General features: G+C 70.3%; 23 protein-coding genes and 5 pseudogenes. 10 read left to right on the top strand and 18 right to left on the bottom strand.

From position 1 onward, the window contains the following. The 3 genes and pseudogenes from M878_RS000000101685 to M878_RS95990 all read right to left on the bottom strand — a co-directional run. Positions 1 to 164 (bottom strand): annotated as a pseudogene (locus M878_RS000000101685) (maleylacetate reductase); the annotation flags it as partial. Continuing rightward, positions 161 to 1,054 (bottom strand): intradiol ring-cleavage dioxygenase, encoded by an 894-nt coding sequence (locus M878_RS52355; protein WP_023544442.1) that lies wholly within the window; start codon positions 1,052 to 1,054, stop codon positions 161 to 163. The pseudogene M878_RS000000101685 and the gene M878_RS52355, both read right to left, overlap by 4 nt. Before the next feature lie 73 nt (positions 1,055 to 1,127). Continuing rightward, positions 1,128 to 2,425, bottom strand: a pseudogene (locus M878_RS95990) (FAD-dependent monooxygenase); the annotation flags it as partial. Positions 2,426 to 2,776: 351 nt separating this feature from the next. Between M878_RS95990 and M878_RS52345 the strand changes: the two are divergent. Continuing rightward, positions 2,777 to 4,372 (top strand): serine/threonine-protein kinase, encoded by a 1,596-nt coding sequence (locus M878_RS52345; protein WP_031223718.1) that lies wholly within the window; start codon positions 2,777 to 2,779, stop codon positions 4,370 to 4,372. Between the two features lie 418 nt (positions 4,373 to 4,790). After that, positions 4,791 to 5,054 (top strand): hypothetical protein, encoded by a 264-nt coding sequence (locus M878_RS52340; RefSeq protein ID WP_158692622.1) that lies wholly within the window; start codon positions 4,791 to 4,793, stop codon positions 5,052 to 5,054. Positions 5,055 to 5,186: 132 nt separating this feature from the next. On the opposite strand, the gene M878_RS52335 is transcribed toward M878_RS52340, so the two are convergent. From M878_RS52335 to M878_RS52315, 5 genes are all read right to left on the bottom strand, one after another. Beyond that, positions 5,187 to 5,567 carry a hypothetical protein gene (locus M878_RS52335; RefSeq protein ID WP_023544436.1) on the bottom strand — a complete coding sequence of 127 codons (381 nt, stop codon included), beginning with the start codon at positions 5,565 to 5,567 and terminating at the stop codon, positions 5,187 to 5,189. 76 nt (positions 5,568 to 5,643) lie between these two features. Beyond that, positions 5,644 to 5,979: a MazG-like family protein gene (locus tag M878_RS52330; RefSeq protein ID WP_023544435.1), complete on the bottom strand. Its 336-nt coding sequence runs from the start codon at positions 5,977 to 5,979 to the stop codon at positions 5,644 to 5,646. A gap of 69 nt (positions 5,980 to 6,048) precedes the next feature. Then, positions 6,049 to 7,929: an ATP-binding cassette domain-containing protein gene (locus tag M878_RS52325; RefSeq protein WP_031223716.1), complete on the bottom strand. Its 1,881-nt coding sequence runs from the start codon at positions 7,927 to 7,929 to the stop codon at positions 6,049 to 6,051. A 627-nt stretch (positions 7,930 to 8,556) separates the two neighbouring features. Beyond that, positions 8,557 to 9,681, bottom strand: coding sequence for a sensor histidine kinase (locus tag M878_RS52320; protein WP_023544433.1), 1,125 nt, complete (start codon positions 9,679 to 9,681; stop codon positions 8,557 to 8,559). Further along, positions 9,678 to 10,340, bottom strand: coding sequence for a response regulator (locus M878_RS52315; protein ID WP_051430181.1), 663 nt, complete (start codon positions 10,338 to 10,340; stop codon positions 9,678 to 9,680). Before M878_RS52315 ends, M878_RS52320 begins: the two co-directional genes overlap by 4 nt. A 331-nt stretch (positions 10,341 to 10,671) precedes the next feature. On the opposite strand from M878_RS52315, the gene M878_RS46685 reads away from it, so the two are divergent. The 3 genes from M878_RS46685 to M878_RS97250 all read left to right on the top strand — a co-directional run bounded on the left by M878_RS46685 (position 10,672) and on the right by M878_RS97250 (position 12,496). After that, positions 10,672 to 11,001, top strand: coding sequence for a hypothetical protein (locus M878_RS46685; RefSeq protein ID WP_209445486.1), 330 nt, complete (start codon positions 10,672 to 10,674; stop codon positions 10,999 to 11,001). Between the two features lie 116 nt (positions 11,002 to 11,117). Beyond that, entirely contained in the window at positions 11,118 to 12,359 is a 1,242-nt protein-coding gene (locus M878_RS52310; RefSeq protein ID WP_023544430.1) for a DUF418 domain-containing protein, read from the top strand. After that, the gene (locus M878_RS97250) at positions 12,356 to 12,496 is read left to right on the top strand and encodes a hypothetical protein (protein WP_023544429.1); all 141 of its coding nucleotides are present in this window, start codon (positions 12,356 to 12,358) and stop codon (positions 12,494 to 12,496) included. Before M878_RS52310 ends, M878_RS97250 begins: the two co-directional genes overlap by 4 nt. Positions 12,497 to 12,740: 244 nt before the next feature. Here M878_RS97250 and M878_RS000000101680 read toward each other — a convergent pair. Beyond that, positions 12,741 to 12,929, bottom strand: a pseudogene (locus M878_RS000000101680) (oxidoreductase); the annotation flags it as partial. A gap of 58 nt (positions 12,930 to 12,987) precedes the next feature. On the opposite strand from M878_RS000000101680, the gene M878_RS97245 reads away from it, so the two are divergent. Then, a complete protein-coding gene (locus M878_RS97245) occupies positions 12,988 to 13,149 on the top strand; it encodes a hypothetical protein (protein WP_023544427.1) in 162 nt (53 codons plus the stop codon). A gap of 115 nt (positions 13,150 to 13,264) precedes the next feature. Here M878_RS97245 and M878_RS52300 read toward each other — a convergent pair whose 3' ends face one another. Then, positions 13,265 to 13,789, bottom strand: a complete 525-nt coding sequence (locus tag M878_RS52300) for a hypothetical protein (RefSeq protein ID WP_023544426.1) — start codon at positions 13,787 to 13,789, stop codon at positions 13,265 to 13,267. 130 nt (positions 13,790 to 13,919) lie between these two features. On the opposite strand from M878_RS52300, the pseudogene M878_RS93440 reads away from it, so the two are divergent. Beyond that, positions 13,920 to 14,111: pseudogene (locus M878_RS93440) on the top strand (short-chain dehydrogenase/reductase); the annotation flags it as partial. 203 nt (positions 14,112 to 14,314) lie between these two features. On the opposite strand, the gene M878_RS46680 reads toward M878_RS93440, so the two are convergent. Next, complete coding sequence (locus M878_RS46680) at positions 14,315 to 14,656, bottom strand: hypothetical protein (RefSeq protein WP_031223713.1); 342 nt, start codon at positions 14,654 to 14,656, stop codon at positions 14,315 to 14,317. Between the two features lie 659 nt (positions 14,657 to 15,315). Between M878_RS46680 and M878_RS52290 the strand changes: the two are divergent. Then, positions 15,316 to 15,604 (top strand): annotated as a pseudogene (locus M878_RS52290) (Crp/Fnr family transcriptional regulator); the annotation flags it as partial. Positions 15,605 to 15,728: 124 nt separating this feature from the next. On the opposite strand, the gene M878_RS52285 reads toward M878_RS52290, so the two are convergent. The 3 genes from M878_RS52285 to M878_RS52275 all read right to left on the bottom strand — a co-directional run bounded on the left by M878_RS52285 (position 15,729) and on the right by M878_RS52275 (position 20,131). Continuing rightward, positions 15,729 to 18,131: a glycoside hydrolase family 65 protein gene (locus tag M878_RS52285; protein WP_023544422.1), complete on the bottom strand. Its 2,403-nt coding sequence runs from the start codon at positions 18,129 to 18,131 to the stop codon at positions 15,729 to 15,731. Positions 18,132 to 18,188: 57 nt separating this feature from the next. Further along, positions 18,189 to 19,064: a universal stress protein gene (locus M878_RS52280; protein ID WP_023544421.1), complete on the bottom strand. Its 876-nt coding sequence runs from the start codon at positions 19,062 to 19,064 to the stop codon at positions 18,189 to 18,191. A 146-nt stretch (positions 19,065 to 19,210) separates the two neighbouring features. Further along, the gene (locus tag M878_RS52275) at positions 19,211 to 20,131 is read right to left on the bottom strand and encodes a pyridoxamine 5'-phosphate oxidase family protein (protein ID WP_023544420.1); all 921 of its coding nucleotides are present in this window, start codon (positions 20,129 to 20,131) and stop codon (positions 19,211 to 19,213) included. A 118-nt stretch (positions 20,132 to 20,249) separates the two neighbouring features. Here M878_RS52275 and M878_RS52270 point away from each other — a divergent pair, with 118 nt between their 5' ends. After that, positions 20,250 to 20,900 (top strand): CBS domain-containing protein, encoded by a 651-nt coding sequence (locus M878_RS52270; RefSeq protein ID WP_023544419.1) that lies wholly within the window; start codon positions 20,250 to 20,252, stop codon positions 20,898 to 20,900. An 83-nt stretch (positions 20,901 to 20,983) separates the two neighbouring features. On the opposite strand, the gene M878_RS52265 is transcribed toward M878_RS52270, so the two are convergent. Further along, positions 20,984 to 21,802 carry a universal stress protein gene (locus M878_RS52265; RefSeq protein ID WP_023544418.1) on the bottom strand — a complete coding sequence of 273 codons (819 nt, stop codon included), beginning with the start codon at positions 21,800 to 21,802 and terminating at the stop codon, positions 20,984 to 20,986. A gap of 209 nt (positions 21,803 to 22,011) precedes the next feature. On the opposite strand from M878_RS52265, the gene M878_RS52260 reads away from it, so the two are divergent. After that, on the top strand, positions 22,012 to 23,040 hold the full coding sequence (locus M878_RS52260) for an alcohol dehydrogenase catalytic domain-containing protein (RefSeq protein WP_023544417.1): 1,029 nt from the start codon (positions 22,012 to 22,014) through the stop codon (positions 23,038 to 23,040). Here M878_RS52260 and M878_RS46675 read toward each other — a convergent pair. The 3 genes from M878_RS46675 to M878_RS52250 all read right to left on the bottom strand — a co-directional run bounded on the left by M878_RS46675 (position 22,940) and on the right by M878_RS52250 (position 24,748). Continuing rightward, positions 22,940 to 24,130, bottom strand: coding sequence for a lysylphosphatidylglycerol synthase transmembrane domain-containing protein (locus M878_RS46675; RefSeq protein WP_063750611.1), 1,191 nt, complete (start codon positions 24,128 to 24,130; stop codon positions 22,940 to 22,942). The genes M878_RS52260 and M878_RS46675 overlap by 101 nt on opposite strands. Positions 24,131 to 24,199: 69 nt before the next feature. Continuing rightward, the gene (locus M878_RS52255) at positions 24,200 to 24,427 is read right to left on the bottom strand and encodes a hypothetical protein (protein ID WP_023544415.1); all 228 of its coding nucleotides are present in this window, start codon (positions 24,425 to 24,427) and stop codon (positions 24,200 to 24,202) included. 45 nt (positions 24,428 to 24,472) lie between these two features. After that, positions 24,473 to 24,748 carry an acyl carrier protein gene (locus M878_RS52250; protein ID WP_023544414.1) on the bottom strand — a complete coding sequence of 92 codons (276 nt, stop codon included), beginning with the start codon at positions 24,746 to 24,748 and terminating at the stop codon, positions 24,473 to 24,475. Positions 24,749 to 24,753 lie beyond the last annotated feature (5 nt).

The following is a 24,753-nucleotide window of genomic DNA, read 5'->3' as shown; positions in this document are numbered from 1 at the left end:
GCCACCGACCGGGCGGTGGCCTCGCCCCGGCTGCCGCAGACCACCAACAGGCGCCGCAGACCGAGGCGTTGGGCCTCCTCCGGGGTCGCGTTCACGGACGCGCCGGGCCGGAAGACGACCCGCACGGGCCGGGTCTCGTACACGAAGTCGGCGGAGAATGTCATGACGCACGCTCCAGGACGAGGTCGAAGCACGCATGCCGGAAGGGGTTCGAGACGCCGAACTCCCGGGCCAGCGCCGGATCGTCGGTCTCCGTGAACTCCTGCACCAGGCTCTGCTTCACCGCGAACACGGCGTCGGAGTCCAGGTAGTCGCTGCCGGCCACGAAGATGTGTGTGGTGACGGGGGTATGTCCGTCGGCCGTGGCGATGAAGTGGATGTGCGCGGGGCGGTAGGGGTGCCGGCCGGTGGCGCGCAGCAGTGCGCCGACCGGGCCGTCGGTGGGGATCGGGTACGGGGCCGGTACGCAGGTGCGGAACCAGAAGCGCCCTTCGGCGTCGGCGGTGAACAGTCCGCGGCCGTTGCCCGCGGGCTGGAGGTCCGGCTGCTGTACGTCGTAGTAGCCCTCGGCGTCCGCCTGCCAGACGTCCAGGACCGCGCCCGGCAGCGCAGTACCGTCCCGGGACAGTACCTGGCCGCTGACGACGCACGGCTCGCCGCCGCCCACCAGGTCGATGTCGTCGCCGAGCCGCCGTACGGGCGACTCGGTCAGGTGGAAGGGGCCGAGGACGGTCGACTCGGTGGCGCCGGGGGCGCGGTCACCGTTCATGGTCTCGACGAGCATGGACAGACCGAGGACGTCCGACAGCAGGATGAACTCCTGCCGGGTGTCGGTGCAGGTCTGCCCGGTCGCTGTCAGGAAGCCGATGGCCTTCTCCCACTCTTCCTGGGTGAGCCGGGTCTCGCGCACGAAGTCATGCAGATGGCGGATCAGTCCGCTGAGCAACTTGCGCAGCCGGGGATCGGCTGCCCCGCGCAGACTGGCGACGGCCTCCTCGGTGACAGCCTCTCCCGTCCCGGTGGTCCCAATAGTCCCGGTGGTCCCGGTGGTCATGCCCGCTCCTCGTCGTCTACGCCGTCCCGCGTCCCGCTGCCCATAGCGACCGGCTTCCTCCATGGTCCCGTGCTCAAACGTGTCCGAGGATCTGCCGCACCGCGCCGGTCAGCAGTTTCCCGACGTCCGGGGCCGCAGCCGCGTACCGGAAGGCGACGAAGCCGCCGGGCCGCACCAGCAGGGCACCCGCGTCGGACACCTCGCTCAGCCCCCCGTCGCCGTACGGATCCTCGTACTCCTGCCCCGGGCTGATGACCACGGTGGCGATGTCGATCTCCTCTGCCTGTGCCGCGTGCACTCAGCCGTCGCCGCCGATGCCGGTCAGCAGGGTGATCGGCCCTTGCCGACCGTGTCGAGCGTGGAGAGCCTGCGGGTGCCGGAGGTGATCCAGGCGTGCGGCAGCTTGGCGCCCGCGCGGCAGGGGGCTGGTGGTACAGCTCCGGGTCACGGGCGGGGCGCGCTCGGCGGTGTATGTGCCGAGGAGCCGGGGGCGGCGGTCCCGTCGAGGACCTTCTTCAGCTTTCAGGCCAGGTTGTCCGAGTCCTGGACCGAGGTGTCGCAGCCGAGGCCGTTGGACGGCGGATGGCGGTGGGTGGCGACCGGCGCAGAAGACGGGCGGCTGTTGGCATACATCTCGGTGTACTTCTCGTTGACCGTCCACGCGGACGACGACTTGATGGTCACGGGGATGTCGTCGTCGCCGACGAGTTTGCGGACGACGGACTCGACGGACTCGACGGACTCGGCGGACTCGACGGTGAGGTCGGGGGCGCCCTCGGCGGCGCCGTACGTACCCCCGCACGATCAGCCACTCGTGCCACGGACGGACGCAGCGCACCAGCCCAGCGCCTGTGCCGCCGACCGTCGCGCCCGGGGCGAGCACCCACTAGAGGGTCGACGGACGATGCGGGGTGTACCGGGTCAGGTCCGTGTCCTCGGCGGCCTTCGAGCGGCCGCCGTCCGCGCCGATGAGGTACTCGGCGCGGATCCCCTACGTGTCCCCGCGCAGCCGGTCGCGGACGGTGACCATGACGCCGTCGGCGTCCTGGGCGCGGGGGAGGTACTCGGTCTGGAGGCAGAGCCGGGTGCCGCGGGCCACGGCCGCGTCGAAGAGGCCCGGCTCCATGAGGTGCTGGGGCATGTCGCACATACGGGTCGGGCTCGCGAGCTCGTGTGCGGCCTGTACCAGCGGGTCGTTGCCCAGGAGCGGACCCGGCCGACTTCCTCGCCGGCCAGGCTGGTGCAGAAGGCCGTGCCGCCCGTCAGGTGCTGCGGGGTGGCCCGGCCGATGACGTCTTGTTCGACGCCGAGGTCGCGCAGCACCTCCATTGGGCGCTGGTTGATGATGTGGGCGCGGGGCGTGTCGGCGAGGCTCGGCAGCACGGGCCACAGTGCGTCGAGCAGCTGGCCCGCCAGCAGCCGGCGAGCCAGAACCGGGCCTCGTCGGGCGTGCGCTGGTTCATCAGCGTCCCGGCCGACGTGCAGGAAAGCGGCACGAGTTGGAGCACGGCTGCGCGGCGGCTGCGACCTGGGCAATCCTTGAATCCTGTACCGGCTGGCGGCCTGCAAGGTGACATTGCTCACGAAAAAATCCCCCCGGTCCGGCAATCGCCGTCCTGCAGGGGAAAACGGACCTGCATCCGACGGCATCGCACCCTGGCTCGCTGCCCAGCGAATGAAGGACAGCGGTTAGGGTGACGAAGCGATCAATTCGCTTTGAACATGGACAGAGGTGGTGGAGGGCGCAAGGTGACGGTGGAGGCACGGCTCATCGCCGGTCGGTACCGGCTCATGGAGCAGATCGGCCGCGGCGGCATGGGCACCGTATGGCGGGCCATGGACGAGATGCTCGGCCGCGAGGTCGCGCTCAAGCGGCTGCACGTACAGCCTCACCTGTCCGCCGACGAGGTCACCACGCTGTACGAACGCACCCGGCGTGAGGCGCGCAGCGCCGCCCGTATCACCCACCCCAACGTGATCGTCGTCCACGACGTCGTGGACGACGACGGGCGGCCCTGCATCGTCATGGAGTACGTCCCCGGCAGTACGCTCGGTGACCTCCTGAAGGGCGGCGGAACCGTCCCGCCCGCGGAGGCCGCCCGTATCGGTCTCAGCATGATCGCCGCTCTGCGGGCCGCACACTCCGCCGGTGTGCTGCACCGCGACGTCAAACCCGGCAACGTGCTCCTCGGCGCCGAGGACCGCGTGGTCCTCACCGACTTCGGCATCGCCATGACGACTGGGGCGTCGACGCTGACCCAGACCGGCGAGATGGTCGGCTCCATCGACTACATGGCCCCGGAACGGATTCGCGGGCAGCAGCCCGGACCGGCGTGCGACCTGTGGGCGCTGGGCGCGACGCTCTACCAGGCCACGGAGGGCCGGCCACCGTTCCGCCGGGACACGGCGATGGAGACCGCGTACGCCATCGCCGTGGACCCGCTGGATCCCCCGACACAGGCCGGACCGCTGGCGCCCCTCGTCGAGGCACTCCTGTCCAAGAACCCCGACGAGCGGCCGTCCTCGGAACAGACGCAACGCGCACTGGAGGCGGCACGAGCTGCCGAGACGACAGTGGTGGCGCCCTCGGCGGACCCGGCGGGAGGCTACGACGGGCGCGGAGGCGGAACGGCGTCCGGACGCGAAGCCGACGGCGCGCCCACGCAGGAGCCGGAACCTCCCACGGTCACCCGGTCCGCCAGCCGTAACCACAGGAAGCGGCGGCGGAAGCGCACAGGCGCCGTCGCGGTGACGGCGGCCCTCGCGGTAGCCGCGGGCGCGGCGTTCTACGCGGTGTGGCAGCAGGATCAGGGCAGACCCGGTCCCGACCGGGTCCACCAGGCCGCAACACCGTTCCCCGCGACCTCCACCCTGCCCAAGGGCTACCGTCTGGTCCATGACGCCCGGCTCGGCGTCTCCTTCCCCGTGCCGGACGACTGGAAGGTCCGCAAGCAGGCAGCCGACGAAGTCATCTACGCAGACCCGTCCGGCCTGGCCGGCGTCACGATCGGGACCGTTGCCCCGGCCGGGCACACCCCCTCCGCCCACTTCGCCGACATCGAGTCCAACACCAAGGCCAACTACGCCACTTACCGCCGACTGCGGATGCAACAGACGACGTTCCGTGGGCAGCCCGCGGCCGTATGGGAGTTCACCTTCAAGGGACGTGCGCGCTCCTTCCGTGCGATCGACCTCGGCTACGGCCGCGAGGGCGGCCGCGAATACGACATCTACCTGTCGGCTCCCGAGGCGCAGTGGGACGCCTACCGTCCTGTCTTCGACCAGGTCACACAAGGCTTCACGGCAAACACCTCCTGACGGCAGCCGATTCGAGTCGACCGGCGACTTCACGGCAACTGCGAGTCGGAGGCACACATGTCCGATGCGGTGCGACGCGCCCACCGTGCAGAACCCGATCATCGCTGATCCGACCTTCCGGCCCGCAGGACACCGCACTTCCCGGTGCCTCGTGGGACGACGAGACGAACGACCAACCGGACGCCGCCGGGGAAGGCGGCCAGGAGTAGCAAGTCACCGTCACTCAGGAGCATCTGGGACGGTTGCTGAGGGCGATGAGCCGGTGCCTTTCAGCCGGCTCTTGCCCTCGTCCCGCCGTCCGGTAGGACATCAGGGTGGATCTTCGGTGTCGGCACGGTGAGGGTACCTACGGTGCCGTGCCCGGCCGTCATGCTCCTGGCGGGAGCGGCTGAAGCCGGTCCCGCACGAAAGGATGATCATGCCGCGAACCGCTAGAGCCATCATGACCGCCGTCCTGGGAGGCCTGCTGCTGACCACCGGCATCGCCCAGGCAACTCCCGCTCACAAGCCCGATCCTGAACAGTGCACCACGCCGATCTACATCGGCGACATTCAGCTCCTGGAGTCACGTCCTCGGCCCCCGGAGGGGTGCAAGACCCGCGGGACCCCTGCGTACAGCCCTCAGGCCCAGCGCCGGCTGCTGGGGTGGCCGGCGTGGCTGCAGGGCGAAGACCAGAGTTAGTGCGGTCGGCCTCGACGAGCCATCGGGCGTGCGCACCGCGGGCCGGCCAAGGGACCCGGCCCGGGGCGTGGGCCCACGCGGCCCAGTGGTGGCCACCGTCCCGCCGGAGTGCCGGCCTGGACCGAGCCGCGGTCATGCGACGCGGCCAAGCCCAGCCGTCGGGCGCTGCCTTGCGGTACGGGAGTCCCGCTGTCGCGGCCGTTCGGCCGTGACGACGTAGTAGTCGAGGATGCGCCGCTCGTAGGCTCGCAGGAAGTTCCGTGGCCAGGTTCCTGGTGCCCACCATCGGCTGAGCCGCAGATCCCGCTCCGGCCACACATGCGCGCCGATCGATTCGGCGCGCACTGCTGTGAGTCCTGCCCTGCTGATCGCGTCGGTGAGCGCTGTCACCCGGCGTGCGATGTCCAGGCCGTTCGCGAACGTCTCCAGCAGGCTTGCAAGTTCCTCGGTCCGGCCGGACTCATCGTCGACGGTGAAGAATCTTGTGCGGGGCTCTTCGCCATCCGTCCTCACCCATGGGGGTCGGGTTGGACCGTGTGTGGTCACCGGAAGCCTCCAAGGTGATTCCTGGGCGATCGCGCGGGCCGGTTCACTGAGGGGTACCTTCGGTAACCCCGCTGAGGTCCCGCTCGGCGATGCGCTCCACGTGCCGGGCGAATACGGCGGCGGCGTCGGGATTCATGCGGACCAACGCGACCATGCCGGTGACGATGACGTCGCAGACCTCCGCCTCGACATCCTCCCAGGTGTGGGAGTAGCCCTTCCGGGGGTTCTGCCCCATCGCTCCGATCACAGCCTCGGCGACCTCGCCTGCCTCCTCCTGGATCTTGAGCAGTTGAAGGAGGACGCGCTGTTCGCGCGGGAGCGTGGAATGGTCTTCCAGGCGATCGGCGAGGCGGGTAATCGTCTGCCAGGTGTCCGTCACTTGTGCCTCGATTCTGTTCTGTGCCGTGTGAGGGCGCTTACCGGTCTCAGCTCTCCTGGCGACTGGCCATCACCTGTCCTTCGCCAGGGCGAGAAGGTCGGCGAACAGGCCGCCCGCGTCCGCGAGTTCGTCGTATCGGCCCTGTTCGGTGATCCGGCCGTGCTCCATCACGATGATGCGGTCGGCGACCTTCGAGTTCTCCAACTGGTGTGTGACGACGATCGTGATGCGGTCCGAGGCGCCGCTCTTGATCTTCTCGAAGATCTGGTGCTCGCCACGGGCGTCCATCTGGGACGTCGGCTCGTCCAGGATGAGCAGTTCGGGCTTGCGGTAGATCGCGCGAGAGCAGGCCAGCCGCTGCCACTGTCCGCCGGAGAGTTCGGCGCCGCCGAAGACCTCTCGTGCGAGCAGGGTTTCGATGCCGCTGGGCAGGGCGTCGACTGCCTCACGCATCCCTACGGCGTCGATCGCCTCCCATACCGGGTCGTCGTGGTGGGTGCGGGGCTGGCCGAGGGTGACGTTCTCGCGTACGCGAAGGGGCCATTGGGCGAAGAGCTGCGGCACGAGGCCGGTGCGCGCCCAGACGGTGTCCTGGTCGGCGGTGGCGAGGTCCGATCCGTTCCACAGCACGCGCCCCTTGTCGGCGAGATAGATGCCGGTGATCAGGCGCAGGAGAGTGGACTTGCCGCTGCCGTTCTCGCCGACGATGGCCACGATCTCGCCGCGCCGCAAGGTGAGCGAGACCCCGTCGACGGCGGGCCGGTCCTTGCCCGGGTACTGGTACACGACCCCGTCGAGACGAATGTCGTTCACGGATGCGACGGTCAACTCACCGCGCTGAGGCGCTTGTCGGGCGGCGTCGTCGAGGAACGTCTGCATGTCCGTGAGGTAGAGGCTGGTGTGGAACAGCGCCGCCCCGTTGATGACGACCTGCGACAGTGCGGCCAGCGTGGTCTGCACGGCCACGACGGCGGTCGCGGCGACGGCCAGCTCGATGCGACCGGTCGTCGTCAGCCAGGCGAGCGCGGCCCACGTCAGGATGAGGAAGAACCCGCCGGCCGTGGAGGAGAGCAAGGTGATCCACAGGGTGCGGGGCGCGGCGGCGAGGAGACGGCGGTCGATGCGCTCCGACAGTGACCGGTACCAGAACAGCAGGTAGCCGGTCATGCCGTTGGCGCGGACCTCGTCGCCGTGCTTGGGGGTGGTGGCCCACCACCGCATCATGTGCCGTACGTTACGGTCCGAGACGTTCGTGTAGTGCATCTCGTAGTCGACCCGGGCCGAGAGAACCGCGCCGACGCCGGCCGGCAGCACCGCGAGGATCAGCAGCGGCAGCATCGCCCAGTGCAGCGTCGAAAGCACCCCGCTCGCGGCCACCATCCTGATCAGCGCGGACACGAACCGTTGCGCGTCGTTGACCATCACATGGGTGCGGATCACACCCATCTCCGCCGCTTCCTGCCGGTCGGCGAAGCCGTCCGTGGCATACGCGGCGGACTCGACCCGGCACACGGCCTCGACGAGCCCGGTGTCGGCGCACGTCGTCAACTGCGGGGTCAGCCTTCCGTCGGCGTAGGAGGAGAGGGCACCGGCCAGTCGGCCGAGGGCCGCCGTGCTCGTCACGACGAGCAGCGCGGGCAGTGCGTGATGGAGCCGGTCGCTCACCGCGCCCGCACCGAGGAGCGACTGCATGGCGTGGGCGGTCGCGGCCAGGCCCACGGCGGCGGCCGCACCTGTGACGAGCTGGCAGACGACGAGGAGTGCCGCCGCCCTGCGATCCAGCGCCCAGGCCATACGGCAGATGCGGTGCAGTACGGACGGCAGGCGGGCGCACATGTGCGTGAACGACACATCGCCGAGCGGATTGATCGAGTACTCGCCGCTGTAGTGGATCTCCGCCGGGGGCGGAGGCGGAGGTGTCTCCTCATACGCGGCCGAGGCGTCAGTCATCGTCACGTGCATCCCTCCCGGAGGTCGCTGCCGCACCTGGATGGCTCGGCGGTGCACGGCTTAACGACGTGCCACGGGATTCGAACGCGCTCGGTTCCGGACGCACCGGGGCCCTTGAAACGCAAGGGGGCGAACGCTTGGCCGCCGGGACAGGGCCGCCCTCGGGCGACGCGGACTGGCCGAATCGCCGGTGCCTGAAACGCGTGTGACGAATGAGGAAAGGGACCGGGTCCTGCCGGCTTCCGCGATGTACAGCTCAGGTTCCCGACGATGGTCGTGGCATGCGGTGTCTTGAGGTGTCCCCGGGCTCGGGGCGCCGCCGCCTCAGCGCCGTCGGCCGCAGTCGTAGAGGGCGAAACCACCCTCGGTGCGCCACCCGTAGGCTCCGGAGCGGATACGTGTCCAAGTGGGACTTCACCCAAAGCAGCAACGTCAGCGTGGCGGAGGCGTTCCGGCCTCAGCAGTTCTTCGATCCAGCGGCTGGTCTCCTGCGCGTGCCGGCGACCCAGGGCTGCCCGGCGTACGGTCGCAGGGGCACCGTATCGCGCCGTGCAGCCGCCCGACGCAGTCGGAAGCAGTCGCCCCGGCGGCGCGTTGCACGGGCGCCGAGCGGAACGGTTCCGGCCGTCAGTCGGTGCGGGGCGGGATGCGGAGGGCCACTTCGTAGCCGCCGTCGGCGGTGGGCCCGGACTCGAAGGTGCCGCCCAGGAGTTCGGCGCGTTCTCTGAGGCCGATCAGGCCCTGATGGGAACCGGGGAGAGGGAGTGAGGGGCGGGTGGGGGGTGTGTTCGTGACGGTCACGCCGAAGGCGGCGCCGTCGTCGGCGCGCCAGAGCCTCACGGTCGCCGAGGCGCCAGGGGCGTGTTTGCGGACGTTGGTGAGGGCTTCCTGGACGGTGCGGTAGACGGCGCGCTGTGCGGTGGTGCTGACCTCCGGAGGGAGTTCGCCGGTCAGTTCGGCGTCGATGCCGCTGGTCGTGACGAGCTTGTGCAGGTCGGCCAGAGTGGGTTGCGGGGTGAGCTCGGTGGCCCGGCCTCCGGAGGCCCGTAGCAATGTGACCATGTGGCGCAGTTCGTCGAGGGTGCCGACACTGAGGGACCGGATGGTGCGGGCGCCCTCTTTGAAGTCCGGGTCCGTAGCGGCGACTTGGAGCGCGCCGGCCTGTACGGCGATCAGACTGACCTGGTGGGAGACGACGTCGTGCATCTCGCGGGCGAGCTGGGCGCGTTCGCGGGCGAGGACGGCCTGGGAGTGCAGCAGGCGTTCGTGCTCGCGTGCTTCTTCGATCTCGACGAGCCGGCGGGCCAGGTCCCGGCGCGCCTGGACGAGTTGGCCGAGCAGGACGGGGGCGGCGGCGGTGGCGAGCGTGTAGAAGAAGTAGACCAGGGTCCAAGTCCGGTCGTGCGCGGTGAGGTCGTACAGCGGCCAGGGGGCGGCGGAGGCGAGCGCGAACAGGACGGCGCACACGACGAGCAGGCGGCGGTTGCGGGAGCGTTCGGCCAGTGTGAACAGGGCGGCGAACGGGGCGAACACGATGTCCAGCATGAGACTGGCGGGGAGAGTGAGCAGGAACACCGGAAGCGGAAAGCGTCGTCGTACGACGAGCGCGGCGCAGGCGAGGGCGGCCATGGACTGCGCGACGGGGCCGGCGTCCGCCAGGCTGAGCAGTACGTCCCCGACGGCGACCGCGACGACCATGGCGTCGATGACCGGATCGGGGACCCGCGTCCACCATGCCCTGGGCGCGGTCATCGCCCGGACTCCGGGCGCCGCTGTCCCTCGTCGAGCAGTCCCGCCCGCTGCGCGAGCAGCGCCGCCTGCACTCTGCTGCCGACCCGCAGCTTGGTCAGGATCGCGCTGACGTGATCCTTGACGGTGCCCGCGCTGAGATGGATCCGCGTACCGATCTCGGCGTTGGACAGCCCCTGCGCGATCAGCACGAGCACCTCGCGCTCGCGCTCGGTGAGCCGGCCGACGCGGGTGGCCTCCTCGTCGTCGACGACCTCCGCACCGGGGTGACTCTGCCAGACGGCGCGGGACGCCTTCGGTGACATCACGACCCCGCCCGCGGCCAGGGTGCGAACGAGCTGGGCGAGCTGGTCGGGCTCGGTGTCCTTGAGCAGGAACCCGGCCGCGCCGGAGCGCAGCGCGGTGAGGATGTACTCGTCGGCGTCGAAGGTCGTCAGCATCGCCACCACCGGCGGTTCCGGCAGGGCGCGCAACTGCCGCAGCACGGTCAGCCCATCCACGTCGGGCATCCGGATGTCGAGGAGCACGACGTCGGGACCTTTCCGCCGTACGGTGTCGACCGCAGCCGCGCCGGCCGTGGTCGCGACGACCTCGATGTCGTCGGCCGCGCTCAGGACGAGCTTGAAGCCGGAGCGCACCAGCGCCTCGTCGTCGACCACCATGACCCGGATCACGTGCGTCCCGCCTCGCCGTCCCTGTGCGTACGGCTCCGGCGGCCGCACGTCGATGTCGATGTCGATGTCACCGTTCCGACCGTAGCCCGGGACCCGCCGTCCGAGGCGGGGTGGCGGGACGTTCCCGCCGGTCGGGGGGAGGGTTCCAGCCGGACGGGGGGAGCCCGGGACCCATGGACCGGGTGGTTCCGGAAGGGTGAGGGATGGTGCCGTCGGGATCGCACCGGCTGTCCCGGGAGACCGGCCGCTCCGGCCCGGCACCCCCAGTTCCGAGGAAGCTTCCCATGCGTACCCGTGGGCCAGGGCCGAGGCGACGGCGGTGATCAGCAGCCACCGGGCGTCGTACAGCCGCTCGCCTGGTGCCGTCTCGCCGTACCGCGTCGGCGCGCTGCGTGTGCTGGCCGGCGAATGGCCCCTCCTCATGGCCACCGTGCCCACGACGGTGATGCTGCTCGGCGCGGGCTGGGGCTGGTGGTGCTCCGCGGGTATCGAGTACGTGGCCTTCGGTTTCAACATCGCCCTGCTCTTCGCCTGGGGTCTGTCCGCCGCCCGCGCATCGGGCCGCGCATGGCGCTCGGCTCTGGCGGTCGGCTGTGCGGACGCACTGCTGGGTGTGATCGTCGTGGTCGCCAACGCGGTCATCAAGTAGCGTGCGACACCGCCCGCGGGTCTCTCCTCGTCTGGCTCGTACCCCGCCGGGTGGCGGGGTAGGACCGGACAGTCGCCGGATACTCCTGGCCCGGGCTGATCTCCAGCCTGGAGATCATGACCCACAACGCAGACGACACGGCGCTCACGGCACCGGTCGGCGTCCCGCCGGGGGCAGCGGAGAACAACCCGTCCAAGGCTCCCGAGAGCCCACGAGTTCCGGTCGGCCGCCTGATAGGCGTGGACCTGGCCCGGGGCCTCGCGGTCTTCGGGATGTACGCGGCCCACGTCGGCCCCGACCCGTCCCGGGGCGGCGTCACCGGGCACCTCATGGAACTGGCGCACGGCCGCGCCTCGGCCCTCTTCGCCTTCCTGGCCGGTTTCTCGATCCTGCTGATCACCGGCCGCCGTACCCCCAAGACGGGCCTGGCGGGCCGTCAGGCGGTCGCCAAGGTGGTGATCCGTGCGCTCGTCCTGCTGGCGCTGGGCACCGCGCTGACCATGTGCGGCACCCCGGTCGAGGTGATCCTCGCCTTCTACGGCCTGTACTTCCTGCTCGTCCTGCCGCTGTACCGGCTCGGCGCCCGCCCGCTGGCCGTCATCGCCGCAGCCAGTGCTCTGGTCCTGCCGCAGCTCCTGTACGTCATCCAGCACGCGCTCCCCGCCGACGGCGCCGACGGCGTGTGGACCTGGCCCGCGGACGCCGACGGCATCGTCTCGCTCCTCTTCACGGGCAGCTATCCGGCCCTGACCTGGATCCCCTTCGTCATCGCCGGAATGGCGGTGGCCCGCCTCGACCTGGCCGCCACCGCCGTCCGCGTACGCCTCGCGCTCACCGGCATCGGTCTCGCCGTGCTCGGCCACGGCGGTTCCTGGCTGGCCCTGCACATGGTCCCCGGCGCGCTGTCGGAGTTGAGTGCCGGCGGTCGGAGCGAGGGAGGATCAGCCGCCTCCGCCTGGTGGTCCGACACCTGGGGCTACCCCGACGGCAGCACCCCGGCCGGGCTTCTGGTGGCCTCGCCGCACAGTGAGACGACCCTCTCGATCTTGGCCAACACCGGCGTGGCGATCGCGGTCCTGGCGGCCTGCCTCGCCGCGGTCGACGCCGTCCCGCGCGTCCAACGCCTCGCCCGCCCGGTCATCGCGGTCGGGTCGATGTCCCTGACCGCGTACGTCTTCCATGTCGTCGGCATCCAGTTCCTCGGCATCGAGGAACTGCCCGGCTCCCCGCCGCACGTCCTCCTCGGCTTCATCGCCGCCGTCACCGTGTTCGCGACGCTCTGGGCCCGCTTCTTCCGGCGCGGGCCGCTGGAGTGGCTGCTCGGCCAGGCCACGAGGGCCGCGGAGCTGGTGCGGTGAGCCGTCTGCCGCACGGCCGCGGGGAGTTGTGGTGGCTGACCGTAGCCGCGGTGGCCGCTGTCCTCGCCGTACTGCGCCCGGACCTGTACGCGGCTGCGGTGCGGCACCTCATCACCGCTGCCATCGGACACCGCTGACGCGCTGCGGAATCGGAACCGCGATCGATCCGCCGGCCCAGAGCCCTCGCGGCCCCCACCGTCTCCACGTGCGTGGCCGCGGTCGGCCCTGCACTGGGGGCCGCAACCCAAGGCCGGGCGGCAGCGTCAGGCGGTGTCATCGGGGGAGAGTGGCTGTGGACCACCTTGGGCAGTTGGGTGACCGCACGCTCCGACGCGTCCACGTCCGCACGGGTGTGCTGCACCGCCCATCTTTTGAGAGGGTTCAGTTCTGGGCCGTGGGCCGGACGACGATCTCGTTCACGGCGACGGTTGCAGGCTGCTCGATGACGAACGCGATGGCTTGGGCGATCGCCTCAGGCGGGATCGCGATCCGGTCTCGCATCTCCGTGATCTGCGATCGGACCTGCGGATTCGTTGATGCTTCGGCGAAGTCGGTGCCGTTTCCGGGTGATTGTCCGGAACGTGTCGGTGCTCCGGTGCCGCCCGGCTCAGGGATGAGCGGCCGGTGCATGGACGTCTTCGAGAGCGACCACGCCGGGCCCGGCACCCACACCGTGCTGTTCAACTGCGAAGACCCGAACAGCAAGAACGACGGCACCGGACACTGCTGGCAGGCGCAGCCCTACGCCGACGGCAGTCTGCGCTTCCGCAACGAGGCCACGCACCTGTGACCGCCGACATCGCGTGCCCGATCACCTCGGCCGGCCGCTCAGTGGTCTCCCGCATCTGACAACGGTTTTGAAGCCGTTCGCGCCACGAATCGGCAACGCATGGCGGGAATCGACGTCAGTCCGTGCCTTCAAGCCGGTCATGACACGGCATCGTCCTGCGCCGGTAGTACGCGACCGTCGTGGCCGCCAGGAGAGGCGCCCAGGCCAGCAACGGAGAGTAGCAAACCACGAGGAGCACCTGTTGGGTTGGCGTCTGTGTGACACGCTCAATCAGGCCTGCCGCCTGGCTACAGGTGAACCAGCCCCCTATCGTGCACAGCGCCGCTACCCCGAGCAGGGCTGGTATCACCGCCGCGAGCGTATGCACTCGCCGTCCGCCGATGAGCGGGAGCCAGCGGGGTGCGATCTCGCCCCAAGGCCGCACCAGTCCGAGGGTGAGCAGGGCGAGGCCTTCGGTTATCAAGGTCAGCAAGACCGCCACCACCACCTCGCGTCCGTTCCGGCCGAACTGCTCGGCCACCGGGAGCCCGGCAACCTGGGCGATCCGCCACAGGCCGGACGGCAGGGTGACGAGGGGCACGATGTGGGCGCCGAGGGCTGCCCAGCGTGGAACGTTGGGCAGCGTGTCGATCTTCAGCATGCGTCCCATCGTGCTCAGGCGGAGATGCCCGCACATCAGCACCCGGGATGACGTTCTCCCCCATACGGGGGGCGCCCGCTACGACGTCGGGATGACCGTCAAACGCGAAACTGACGATCGCCGCACATCATTCGGGATCCACGTCACAGCGATCGAGCCCGGCCCCTTCCGCACCGACTGGGCCGGACGGTCCATGACACGCGCTGCGCGGTCCCTCGACGACTACGACGAGTTGTTCACCCGATCCGTCGTGGACGAGGACATCCGCGCGTGGGAGACGCTCTCACGTACGACCGACTCCGCCGAGGGTGCTCAGCTCTGATGCCCGGCCACCACCCCGCGCGAAGCCGACGCACTACCGTACGAATGGGCGATGTCCGGGAGCGGCCATCCTGGACACCTGCGAAGCTCTGCCGGCGCAAATGGGCTACGCCGCCATGATCGGCGAGCTGTGGAACGATGCGACGTCGTTCATGCCGGTTTACAACGCGTGGTGTTGACTGGCGGCACCTGAACAGCCATGCGTCACTGGATGGTCCAGCCCACGCTGCCGACACCGGTGCTGTAGAACGCGCAGGAGCCCGTGGACTCGCCGTACTCTCCCGGGTTCAGCGTCACCCAGTTGCCGGAGACGTCCGGGGCCCAGCCGCAGACGATCTCGGCACGGAACGTGACGGCGTGGTCGGTGTTGTTCTGGCAGCCCGCGATGCCGACGTCCGAATCGTTGTTGTGCACCCAGCCGTCGCAGTCGACGGTCCCCTGGGCAGGGGCTGCCTGCGCCGGCACCGCCACACCGGCGACGGTGAGAGCCGCCGCGGAGATCGCGGTGGCCAGGCCGGCTGCAAGGATGCGCTTCCTGCTGTGCATGTGTACCCCCGTGAGTTCGAGCTGCTGTGTTCTGTGATCAGTGAAGACCACCGACGCCCGGGCGTGAACCTGAGACATCCGAGGGTGCACCCGCGACAACCAGCCCTCGATGGTGCCGAAATACCACTCCACGTACCGAAAGCTGGAGATGCCGCCACTCACCAGTCCTGGAGTACAGCGGTGGCGTGAGCAGTAGCTCGGCCTGAAGCTGCCTTGGGTTCCGACCCTGATCCGGGTGCAACGATGGCATCCGGGTGTGGACCGGCCCGGCGATGTCGCTCTCGCTCCTGCGCCACCTCAGGAGTTCGCCGCGCGTCCCGTCGCCTTCCGGCAAGCGATCTTCCAGTCTTCCCCCCACCCACCTACGAAGCCGGTTGTGGGTCGAAGGTCGAACACCTCACCCGTTTCCGCGACGCCCATCGCGGCGAGCTCACGGCTTGCCGGAATGCCGTCATCGACGAGGCGCTGCGGATCGCCTCCGACGCGTCGCACTTGGCCCCGGTCCTCAAGGCGCGTGCCCCACACAGGATCAGCCCGCTCGGAAGATGGTCATCACGAAACAGCGGGCATAACAACCGTCCGGTCGGCCAGAGAAGCCGGGTCGGCCGGCCCGTCACGGGCTCCTTCTTGATGCAGGCACCCCTAGGGAAGGGACCAGGATGTCGCAACCGGAGCAGCCCGACCACGCAGCGGCCCGGGCGCAGCTCAGTCTCGGGATCGCCGCCGCCCGCAACCTGGCGACCATCACCAAGACCGTGCCACAGATGCAGGGCATCAGCTCACGGTGGCTGCTGCGCATGCTGCCCTGGGTGGAGGCGAAGGGCGGCACCTACCGGGTCAACCGGTGCCTGGTGTACGAGGTCGGTGACGGCCGGGTGAGGTTCGTCCAGGAGGGCGCCGCGGTCAAGGTCGTCCCCGCCGAATTGGGCGAACTGCCGCTGCTGCAGCCGGGTGATGGCGCGGGGCCTGCCGGTCCGGCACCCCGAGGCCGGCCCGCCACCAGCTTCGGCCCTGGCTCTGGTGGCAACGGCTCGACCAGCGACCACAAGGGGGCATGTGGGTTGTCGTAGCGTCAGGTCTCCGGCAGCACGAGCGTGCACGTCTCCCCGGGCGAGATGGTCACCGCGCGGTCGGCCAGCACCACGCGGATCGGTGACTGCTCCGAGTCGGGCACGTTGATCTCCAGGTGCCCGCTCCGGCGTCGTATACCGACACCCCAGTGGCCGCGGTAGTGGATCGTGAATCCGTATTCGGAGAGCGCGGGGAGGGGGACCGGGTCCAGCCACAGGGCGTCCTCGCGTGTCTCCAGCCCGGTCAGGCCGCGCTGGACCAGGTCGAGGGTCCCGGCCATGGCTCCCAGGTGGATGCCTTCGCCGGTGGTGCCGCCTTGGATGTCGGCGATGTCCGCCTCCAGGGCCTCATGGACGTACTGCCATGCCTCGGCCCGTCTGGCTCTGGCCAGGACCAGGCCGTGGACGAGTTCGCTGAGCGTGGAGCCGTGGCTGGTGCGCCGCAGGTAGTAGTCCACGGTGCTGCGCCAGACGTCGTCGTCGAGGTCGTATCCCAGGCGTACGAACAACTGCCGGAGCTCGGCGGGTGAGAACAGGTATCCGAGCATGAGGACGTCGGCCTGTTTGGACGCCTTGTAGCGGTTGACCGTGTCGCCCTCGGCCTCCAGGATGCGGTCCAGGCGCCGGATGGTGCCGTAGCGCGCACGGTAGGCGTCCCAGTCGAGTTCGGCGAGGTCGTCGTAGCCCTCGAACTGGCTGATGACGCCCTGGTGGAACGGCACCCGCAAGCGACGGGAGACCTCTTCCCACCGGGGCGGTTCGTCGGCGTCCAGGCCGGTTCGCTGGAACAGTTCCTCGCGGCGCCACGCGGGAAGGCGCCGCAGGAGTTCCAGGGTGCGGGTCAGGACCCAGGCGGCGGTGACATTGGTGTACGCGTTGTCGTCGAGCCCCGGCAGGGCGGAATCCGGGTAGCTGTCGTGATACTCGTCGGGGCCGACGACCCCGCGGATCCGGTAGCGGCCCGCGTCGGGGTCGAAGTCGGCGAGGTCCGCCCAGAAACGGGCGATCTGCAGCAGCATCTCCGCGCCCTTGGTGTACAGGTACTCCGTGTCACCGGTGGCCTCGCAGTACTGCCACACGTTGTAGGCGATCGCCGAGCCCACGTGGTGCTGGAGCCATGAGTGATCCGGCAGCCAGCGGCCGGAGGCGGGATTGAGATGCCACTCCTGGGACTCCTCACGGCCGTCGCTGCCGCTCTGCCACGGATACATCGCCCCGGTCCGGCCGGCCGCCGCCGCGGCTCTGCGGGCGCGTGGGAGGCGCCGGTAGCGGTAGTCGAGTAGCGCTCGGGAGACATCCGGGACGTGCAGATTGAGATACGGCAGGACGAAGAGCTCGTCCCAGAAGACATGACCCCGGTAGGCCTCGCCGTGCAGGCCTCGTGCGGGCACGCCCACGTCCAGGTCCGCGGTGTGCGGGGACAGCGTCTGCAGAACGTGGAAGAGGTGGAAGCGCAGGATGCGGCCGGCCTCTCCCGGCACCTGGATGTCGGTGCGTCGCCACAGCCGCTCCCATGCGGCGGCGTGGGAGTCCAGCAGGCTCGGGAAGTCCGCCGCTGTGGACACGCGGTCGATCGCTTCGCCGAGCGGGTCGCTGATCGCCGTGTCCCGTGAGGTGTGCAGCGCGATGGTCTTCTCCACGGCGACGGGCCGGCCGGGCGCGATCGGGACGACCAGGCGGTGGACGGCACGGTGGCGGGCCGGACGAAGCTCCGAGGCGGCCGGAGCCCGGTCGGCGACGACCGTCGTTCGGCCGGCCATGGCGACGGCGATGTCGGATGTGCTGGTCCGGCAGGTCAGCCAGACCGTGTGTGGCTCATGCGTCCCGGTCCGCACCTGCGTTACATGGCGACGGTTGAGTGCGCGGTAACGGTGCACGTTTCCGTTGATCACCTCCCCGTCGAGGCAGCTCTCGATCTCGATCTCCCCCGACCAGTCCTCGGCCGTGAAGAGCGTCCGCAGCGCGGCCAGGTGGGGATCGCCCATGTGCACCAGACGGGTCTGCTCGACGCCGAGTACGCCCGCCTCGTCGTTGCCGTGGCGGAAGGTCCGGGTGAGCGTGGCGCGGCGCAGATCCAGGGTGTGCCGGTGGTCCTGGAGCGTGTGCGGGTGGGGGGAGAACCACGGGCCCCAGTCGCCCTCGGCGCGGCGCAGACGGAAGCGGAGCAGCAGCCAGTTCGGGAGGTTGACCAGGTCCTCGTTCACCACGTGCCGACCTGCCACGGTCGACTCCAGGCGGTTGTAGCACCCGGCGGCGTAAGTGCCGGGGCAGTGCACCAGACCGGCCCGGCATTCCGGCAGCGCGCCCCGCGTGGCGAAGTAGCCGTTGCCGAGCGTGCAGAGCGATTCACGCAGCCGCTCGGCAGCGGGGTCGTAGCCCGTCCACTCCCAAGTCCACTCCGACATCCGCCACCCGTCCCTCTGCTCCGGAGGCCGTGCAGGCTCAGGGCCGCACGGTCGGCCTCAGACCGGCTGGGGAACGACGGCGACCGGGCATGCCGAGTGGTGAAGCAGGGTGTGGGCGACCCTGCCGAGCTGCAGACCGAAGCGACCGTGCCGGCGAAGAGCGCCGACGACGATCAGGTCGGCCTCGGCCGTCGCGTCCAGCAGGACCCGGCGGGCGGGGCCCTCGACCGCCTGGCGAAGGACATGGACCCGGGGGTGTTCCCGTACGGCGTCGCGCAGTGCCTCGTCGAGCCCGGCCGAGGCCCGCTCCTCGCGCAGCCGGGCGGCGTCATCGGCGATCAGCATGTGGTCCACGGGCTCGCTGACCGGGGTGCGCCAGGCTCGTACGGCGGTCAGGTCGCACCCACGCGCCTCCGCCTCGCGCACGGCGAACCGTACGGCGCCCGCGCTGCCGCTCGGATCCCCGACCCCCACCACGACCCGCCCGAGCGCCCCCTGGCGGTTGCGCTCCGCGCCACGGACCACGACGACCGGGCACACGGCGCGGGCCGCCACCGCGAGGCTGACAGAACCCAGCAGCAGTCCGGCGATCTCACCACGCCCACGAACGCCGGTGACCAAGGCGAACGCCTCGGGTCCCGCCCGCAGCAGCGCGGAGACGGCGTCATCGGCCAGTACCTCGCCCGACGCCTTGACCTCGGGGTTGCGAAGCCGGGCACGTTCCACACAGGAGGCGACGATGTGCTGCGCCATGACCTCCTCGGCGGGGCGGCCGGTGCCGAAGGAAGGCTGGAGCGCCTCATAGCGCTCCCACAGGGAGGCGTGGACCAGGCGCAGCGGCAGCCCGTGACGAGCCGCCTCGTCCACCGCCCAGTCGACCGCCAGCAGACTGGAGTCCGATCCGTCGACGCCCACGACCAGCGGGAGTTCCATCCTCGCCACCGCCTTCTCCGTCGGGCTGCTCCGTCGGGCTGCAGAGAGACCCCCTGCGAATACCGTCGCACGGTCCGCGAACCCCTGCGACATGCCGGCCGCGCTCGCCGGAGAGACCGGTCGGCGCTTCGCCGCCCGGGGTCGCCCTACTGCCCGGCCGAAGTGATGCGACGGCCCGTGAGGCTCATGGGCCGGATCGACACCCACATCTCGCGCTCACCGCCCGCCCACGGCGCGGTGTGGGCATGCTGGGTGAGCCTGCGTACCGCGTCGGGTTCCGTCACGACGCTCGCGGGGCCGACGGCGAGCACGCTCCAGCCCTGGCTCAAGGCATCGTCCACATGGTCGACCTCGAAGGCGACCTCCTTGCCCGCGGCCGCCGCGGTCACGGAGCCGGGCGCGGTCCGGAAGGCGATCGCGTCGTCGACGACCTCGTAATTGACCGGGACGACCGCCGGGCGCCCGTCGGAGTCCGACACCGCGACGCGCCCCACGCCGTGCGTCGAGAGCAGGGCGCGGCATTCCTCCGGGCTGAGATCCCGCAGCCGAGGGTGGAGCAGTGCGTGTCCCTGGCCCGGTGGGAGGTCGATGCCGCCGCCGCGCAGGGCGGTGGCCGAGGTGCCCAGTGCGTCGGCCAGCCTGATGAGAGTCGCCATGGTCGGGTCCGCGGGCCGTTCCTCCAGGTACGCGAGGTAGCCGGGCGACATCCGGGCGCGGCCGGCTGTCTCCTCCCTGCTGAGCCCGAGTCTCCGGCGCTCGACGGCCACGCGCCGTCCGATGTCGCCAGGGCTGGCCGCCTCGGTGGGCGGGGCGACCACGGACACGATCTGCTCCTCGCCCGCGTCCGGTTGTGGCTCGCCCGTGGTCCTGGGCTCTGCCTGCTCAAGGTGGCGGATGTGTGCGTCGGGCCCGGGGAATACGAGGGTGACCTCGTCCGTGTCCGACCAGCGCACGTCGTAGGGAGGTGTTCCGTCCTGGTGGTGAAGGCCGACGATCTCGCCGTCGCGCCTGGCGGCGCCGGTCGTCGGACTCTCGATGACGAGCTGGTCGCCGAGGTGCGCTCGCATGATCGCCGTCCTCTCCTCAGAATGGTGCTGTATCCAACCTGCCACGCGGGACATACCGCCGCATGGGGGGCGTGAGCCCTGAATCCGCGAGGTGGACGGCCCGCATCCGGGAGGCACCATGCACCACCGAACGGTCGAGGAGCTCATGACCCGGGACGTCGTCCGGGCGCGGCGCGACACGCCGTTCAAGGAACTCGTCAGGCTGCTGGCGGAGAACGACGTCACCGCCGTGCCCGTCGTGGACGATCTGGACCGCCCCATGGGGGTGGTGTCCGAGGCCGATCTGCTGCGCAAGAGCGCCGATCAGGCCGACCCGTCGGGCAGGACCCCCATGCCGAACCTGGAGGCGTGGGAGCGGGCCAAGGCCGAGGGTTCCCGTGCCGAGGAACTCATGTCGGCTCCCGCCGTATGCGCGCGTCCGGAGTGGAGTGTGGTCGAGGCCGCCCGTCTCATGGAGACCCAGAACGTCAAGCGGCTGCCCGTGGTGGACGAGGCGGACCGGCTCCTGGGCATCGTCAGCCGCGGCGATCTGCTGCGGGTCTTCCTGCGCCGCGACGACGCCATCCGCGAGGAGATCACCGGGGACGTGCTGCGGCGCACCTTGGGGCTCGATCCGAGGGACGTGACGGTCGAGGTGCGCGACGGACGGGTCACTCTCGGCGGAACCGTGGAGTACAGGAGCCTGATCCCCGTCATCGAACAGCTGTGCCGTGGCGTCGACGGCGTCGTCTCGGTCGCCGGCCGCATCGAATGGCGCACGGATGGCTGACGCGTACTCGGCCGGGTCGCACCCGTGCCCCGTATATCGCGTCAGGTTCCCTGCTCGACCGGCGTCCGGCCCCAAGGCGGCCGTCACATCTGGGGTACGACAGCGACCGGGCATGGTGCGTGATGCAGTACCGCATGATTGATCAGGCCCAGTTGCAGTCCCGGGTGCCCGAGCCGCCGGCGGGCGCCCACGATCAGCAGATCGGCCACTGACGCGGCCTCCAGCAGGGCCTGGCGAGCCGGTCCTTCGATCACCTGTCGGATCACCTGGGCGTCGCCGTACTGTTGGGCCGAGGTGCGCAGTGCGTCGTCGAGTACCTGCGCTGGTGGGCGCTGGTGGGCCTCCAGCGGCCACGACGGGGCTTGAGCGGTCGTACACGCACCGGACGGAGCGCTCCAGGCGTGTACCGCGACCAGCCGGCAGCGCCGCGCCTGGGCCTCGCGGAACGCGAAGTGCATGGCCGTGCCGCTGCTCTTCTCCTCCTTCACACCCACGACGATGCTCCCGAACCGGGCCTCGCGGTGCTCGGCCGCGCCGCGGACCACCACGACCGGGCAGTCGGCCCGTGCCGCCACCGCGAGACTCACCGAGCCCAGGAGCAAGCCGGCGAGGTCTCCGAGCCCGCGGGACCCCAGCACGAGCGCGAAGGCGTTGCGCCCGACGCCGACCAGGGCCGTGGCCGCGTCCTCGGGCGACACGTCGGAAGAGATCCGTACCGCGGGAGAGCTCTTCCTGGCACGTGCGGTGGCAGTGCTGATCACTCGAGACGCCTCGTGCTCCCCGCCCGCCGCGTGCAGGAGGTGGAGCGGCACGCCGTGCCGGACCGCCTCTTGGGCGGCCCAGTCGACCGCCTCCAGGCTCGCCTCGGAGCCGTCGACGCCGACCACCAGGGGTATCGTCACCGCCCCGGTCTCCTCTCGTGCGGGATGCAGGCGACGCCCGGACCAGCACTCGGTCGGACTCGTTCACCGTCATGCCCAGCTTCGTACGAGACGGAAGCCACCGCCATGCAACGACTCGTCCGGAAGGCCGGCCGACTCCGACCTGGCAGGTTGCCCGGGAGCCGTGCGGGGGTGACCGTGAAGGTGGGGGAGCGAGGGAGTGATGACCCGTGCGAGCGCTTGTCTATCACGGCCCGGCACAGATCTCCTGGGACACCGTCCCGGACCCTGTGGTCGAGGAGGCCACCGACGCGATCGTGCGCGTCGACGCGACGACCATCTGCGGCAGCGATCTGCGCATCCTGCGGGGAGACCTCCCCGAGGTGAAGCCGGGGACCGTCCTCGGCCACGAGGCCGTCGGCGAGGTCGTGGAGGTCGGTGACGAAGTGCGTCATCTGCGCCCGGGGGATCAGGTGATCGTGTCGTCCGTCTCCGCGTGCGGTGACTGCAGGGCGTGCCGTGACGCCATGTACGGACAGTGCGGCGGAGGCGGCGGATGGATTCTGGGGAGTCTCATCAACGGGGCCCAGGCCGAGTTCGTGCGGGTGCCCTTCGCCGACCACTCCACCACCCGACGCCCGTCCGACCTCCCGCTCGACGACGCGGTGCTGCTCGCCGAGCTGCTCCCGACCGCCTACGAAGTCGGGGTACGCAACGGACATGTGTGCCCCGGAGACATCGTCGTCGTGGTGGGCGCGGGCCCTGTCGGTCTTGCCACGGTGATCGTCGCCCGGCTCTACTCACCCCGCCGCGTCATCGTGGTGGATCTGGCCGGACCCCGGCTGGAGAACGCGGTCCGTGTGGGAGCCGACGCCGCCGAATCGCCGGGGGCCATGATCGCCGAGCTGGCCGAGGGACCGGGCGCCGATGTGGCCATCGAGGCGTCGGGTGATCCGGACGGCTTCGTCCTGTGCACGCGCGCCGTCCGCGCGGGAGGGCACGTCGCCAACATCGGCGCGCAAGGCGGGCCGGTGACGCTGCATCTCGAATCGCTGTGGCGCAAGAACCTGACGATCAGTACGGGTCAGGTGGACACGTCCTCCACGGCGTGGCTGCTGGAGCTCATGAGGTTCGGGCGCCTGCCCGTCTCCGGGTTGGTCACCCACACCTTCGGCCTCGACAGGATGGAAGACGCCTACGAGGTTTTCGCAGGCGGTACCGCCTCGGGGGCCCTGAAAGTCGTCCTGCGCGGCGAGTGAACCCAGCCGCGCCTCGGCGCAGCCACCGAGCCCGCGATCTGCGCTTCCGGTCCGCGAGGGAGGCCTCAAGTGTGAGGCCCGTCCAGCATGCCCAGCCGACTGGCTGCAAGGCCCAGAAGCCGATGATGCGGTAGAAGAACGTGGCGGCGATCGCCTGGCCGGGCTGCAGGCCGTAGACGGCGAGCAGCACGGACAGGGTCGCCTCGGTGATGACCAGGTTCCCGGGAGTCAGGCGCAAGGTGCTCGCGATCTGTGTCAGTGCGTAGGCGAAGAGCAGTCCGTGCCAGGGCACGCCGATACCGAGCGCCCACATCCCGGCAGCCAGACATGCCGCATCGAGCACCCAGTTGAGAACGGCGAAGGCGAACGGTCGCAGCCAGGGCAGCAACCGGGGCTGCACTTCGCGGACTTGCTCCGTCAGCCGGATCAGAGCGTCCTCGGCGTTCACGACTCGCCTGGAGTGCCGCCCCGTAGAGGCCCAGGCACGTCGCAGCACACGGCGGAAGCCGGCGAACCGGGACAGGCCGAGGATCACCAGACCGAACGCGAGGGCCAGCACCAGGGCACCGACCACGGGACGAACGTAGACGTCGGGGCCGCTCGGGCCTGCCACGAGCACACCCGTCACCAGCAGCAGGAAGAGGCTGAAGACTGACAGTGCGCCCGCGGTCACCAGAACAGCGGCCGCGAGTGCTTGTCCCGCGCCTCGGCGGGACAAGTACCGGAACATCCAGGCGGCCGAGAACGCCGCACCACCCGGCAGGGCGCCCGCCATCGCATTGCCGGCCATGGTGGTGCATGCCATTCTGCGCATGCTCCACCGGGAACCGCCCGTCTGCAGCAGCCAGTGCGGCACGGCGGCGAAGCACAGGACGGACATCGATTCGAGTGCCACGGCGGCCACCAGGCCGGGCAGGCGCACCCGGGTGATCAGGTGGTACGCCTCGACGAGCTCGCGACGCCGGGAGAGCGCGACCACGCCGGCGGCCACCAGGATGAGCCCGGTGCACAGCCACCAGACCCAGCCCGGCCGGGCCGCGGCGCCCGGTGCCGCGCCGGCCTTCCGGGGCCCGGGATCTGGCTGTGCCATGGCTCCTCACCTTTGAGAGGCCGCTCGGTACGCGATCGTGACTGCCTCAAGGCACTCCAAGTCTCTTACTCAACCCGTACAGCTACTCAACCCGTAGAGCAGAGGGTCCGGACACTGCCAGGGCGGGGCCTGCCGGAAGCCAAGCGGGCGGTCCGGGAGAGGGAGATCGGCCAGTCCGCGCAGCGACGGGGACGCGCCGAACAGGTGCCGCATCATGGGCAGGGAGCTGCCGCTCACCGCCTGGCGGTCGGAGACAGTATCCGGTTTCGCGGTGCCGGGAGCCTCGGACAGTGACATGGCCGCTCCTCCTCTTTGTTCGATACGGCCCCCCTTCGCGGCGGCTCACGGGGCTGCGCCAGGGCTCTCCTTCGATCTGTCGACCAGGAAGCGTGTGGCGCCGGACAGCGTGGTCAGTTCCGGGTAGTCCTCCTCGTCGATCCGGATGCCCGTGCGCTCGGACAGCAGCTGTACCAGGCTGAGGAAATCGAGCGAATCGAGTTCGAGCACGTCACGGAACTTGTCGTCCGGCTCGACCTGAGCGAAGTCCGCGTCGGGCACGATCTGGGTGATCGACTCCTTGATCACGGACATCGCCTCCGCGTGGTCCAAGGGTTTCATCCGAC

Origin of the sequence: Streptomyces roseochromogenus subsp. oscitans DS 12.976, from assembly GCF_000497445.1 — a bacterium.
GTDB lineage: Bacteria > Actinomycetota > Actinomycetes > Streptomycetales > Streptomycetaceae > Streptomyces > Streptomyces oscitans.
Note: the sequence above shows the minus strand (reverse complement) of the source record. Positions and strands in the feature narration are given on the sequence as shown.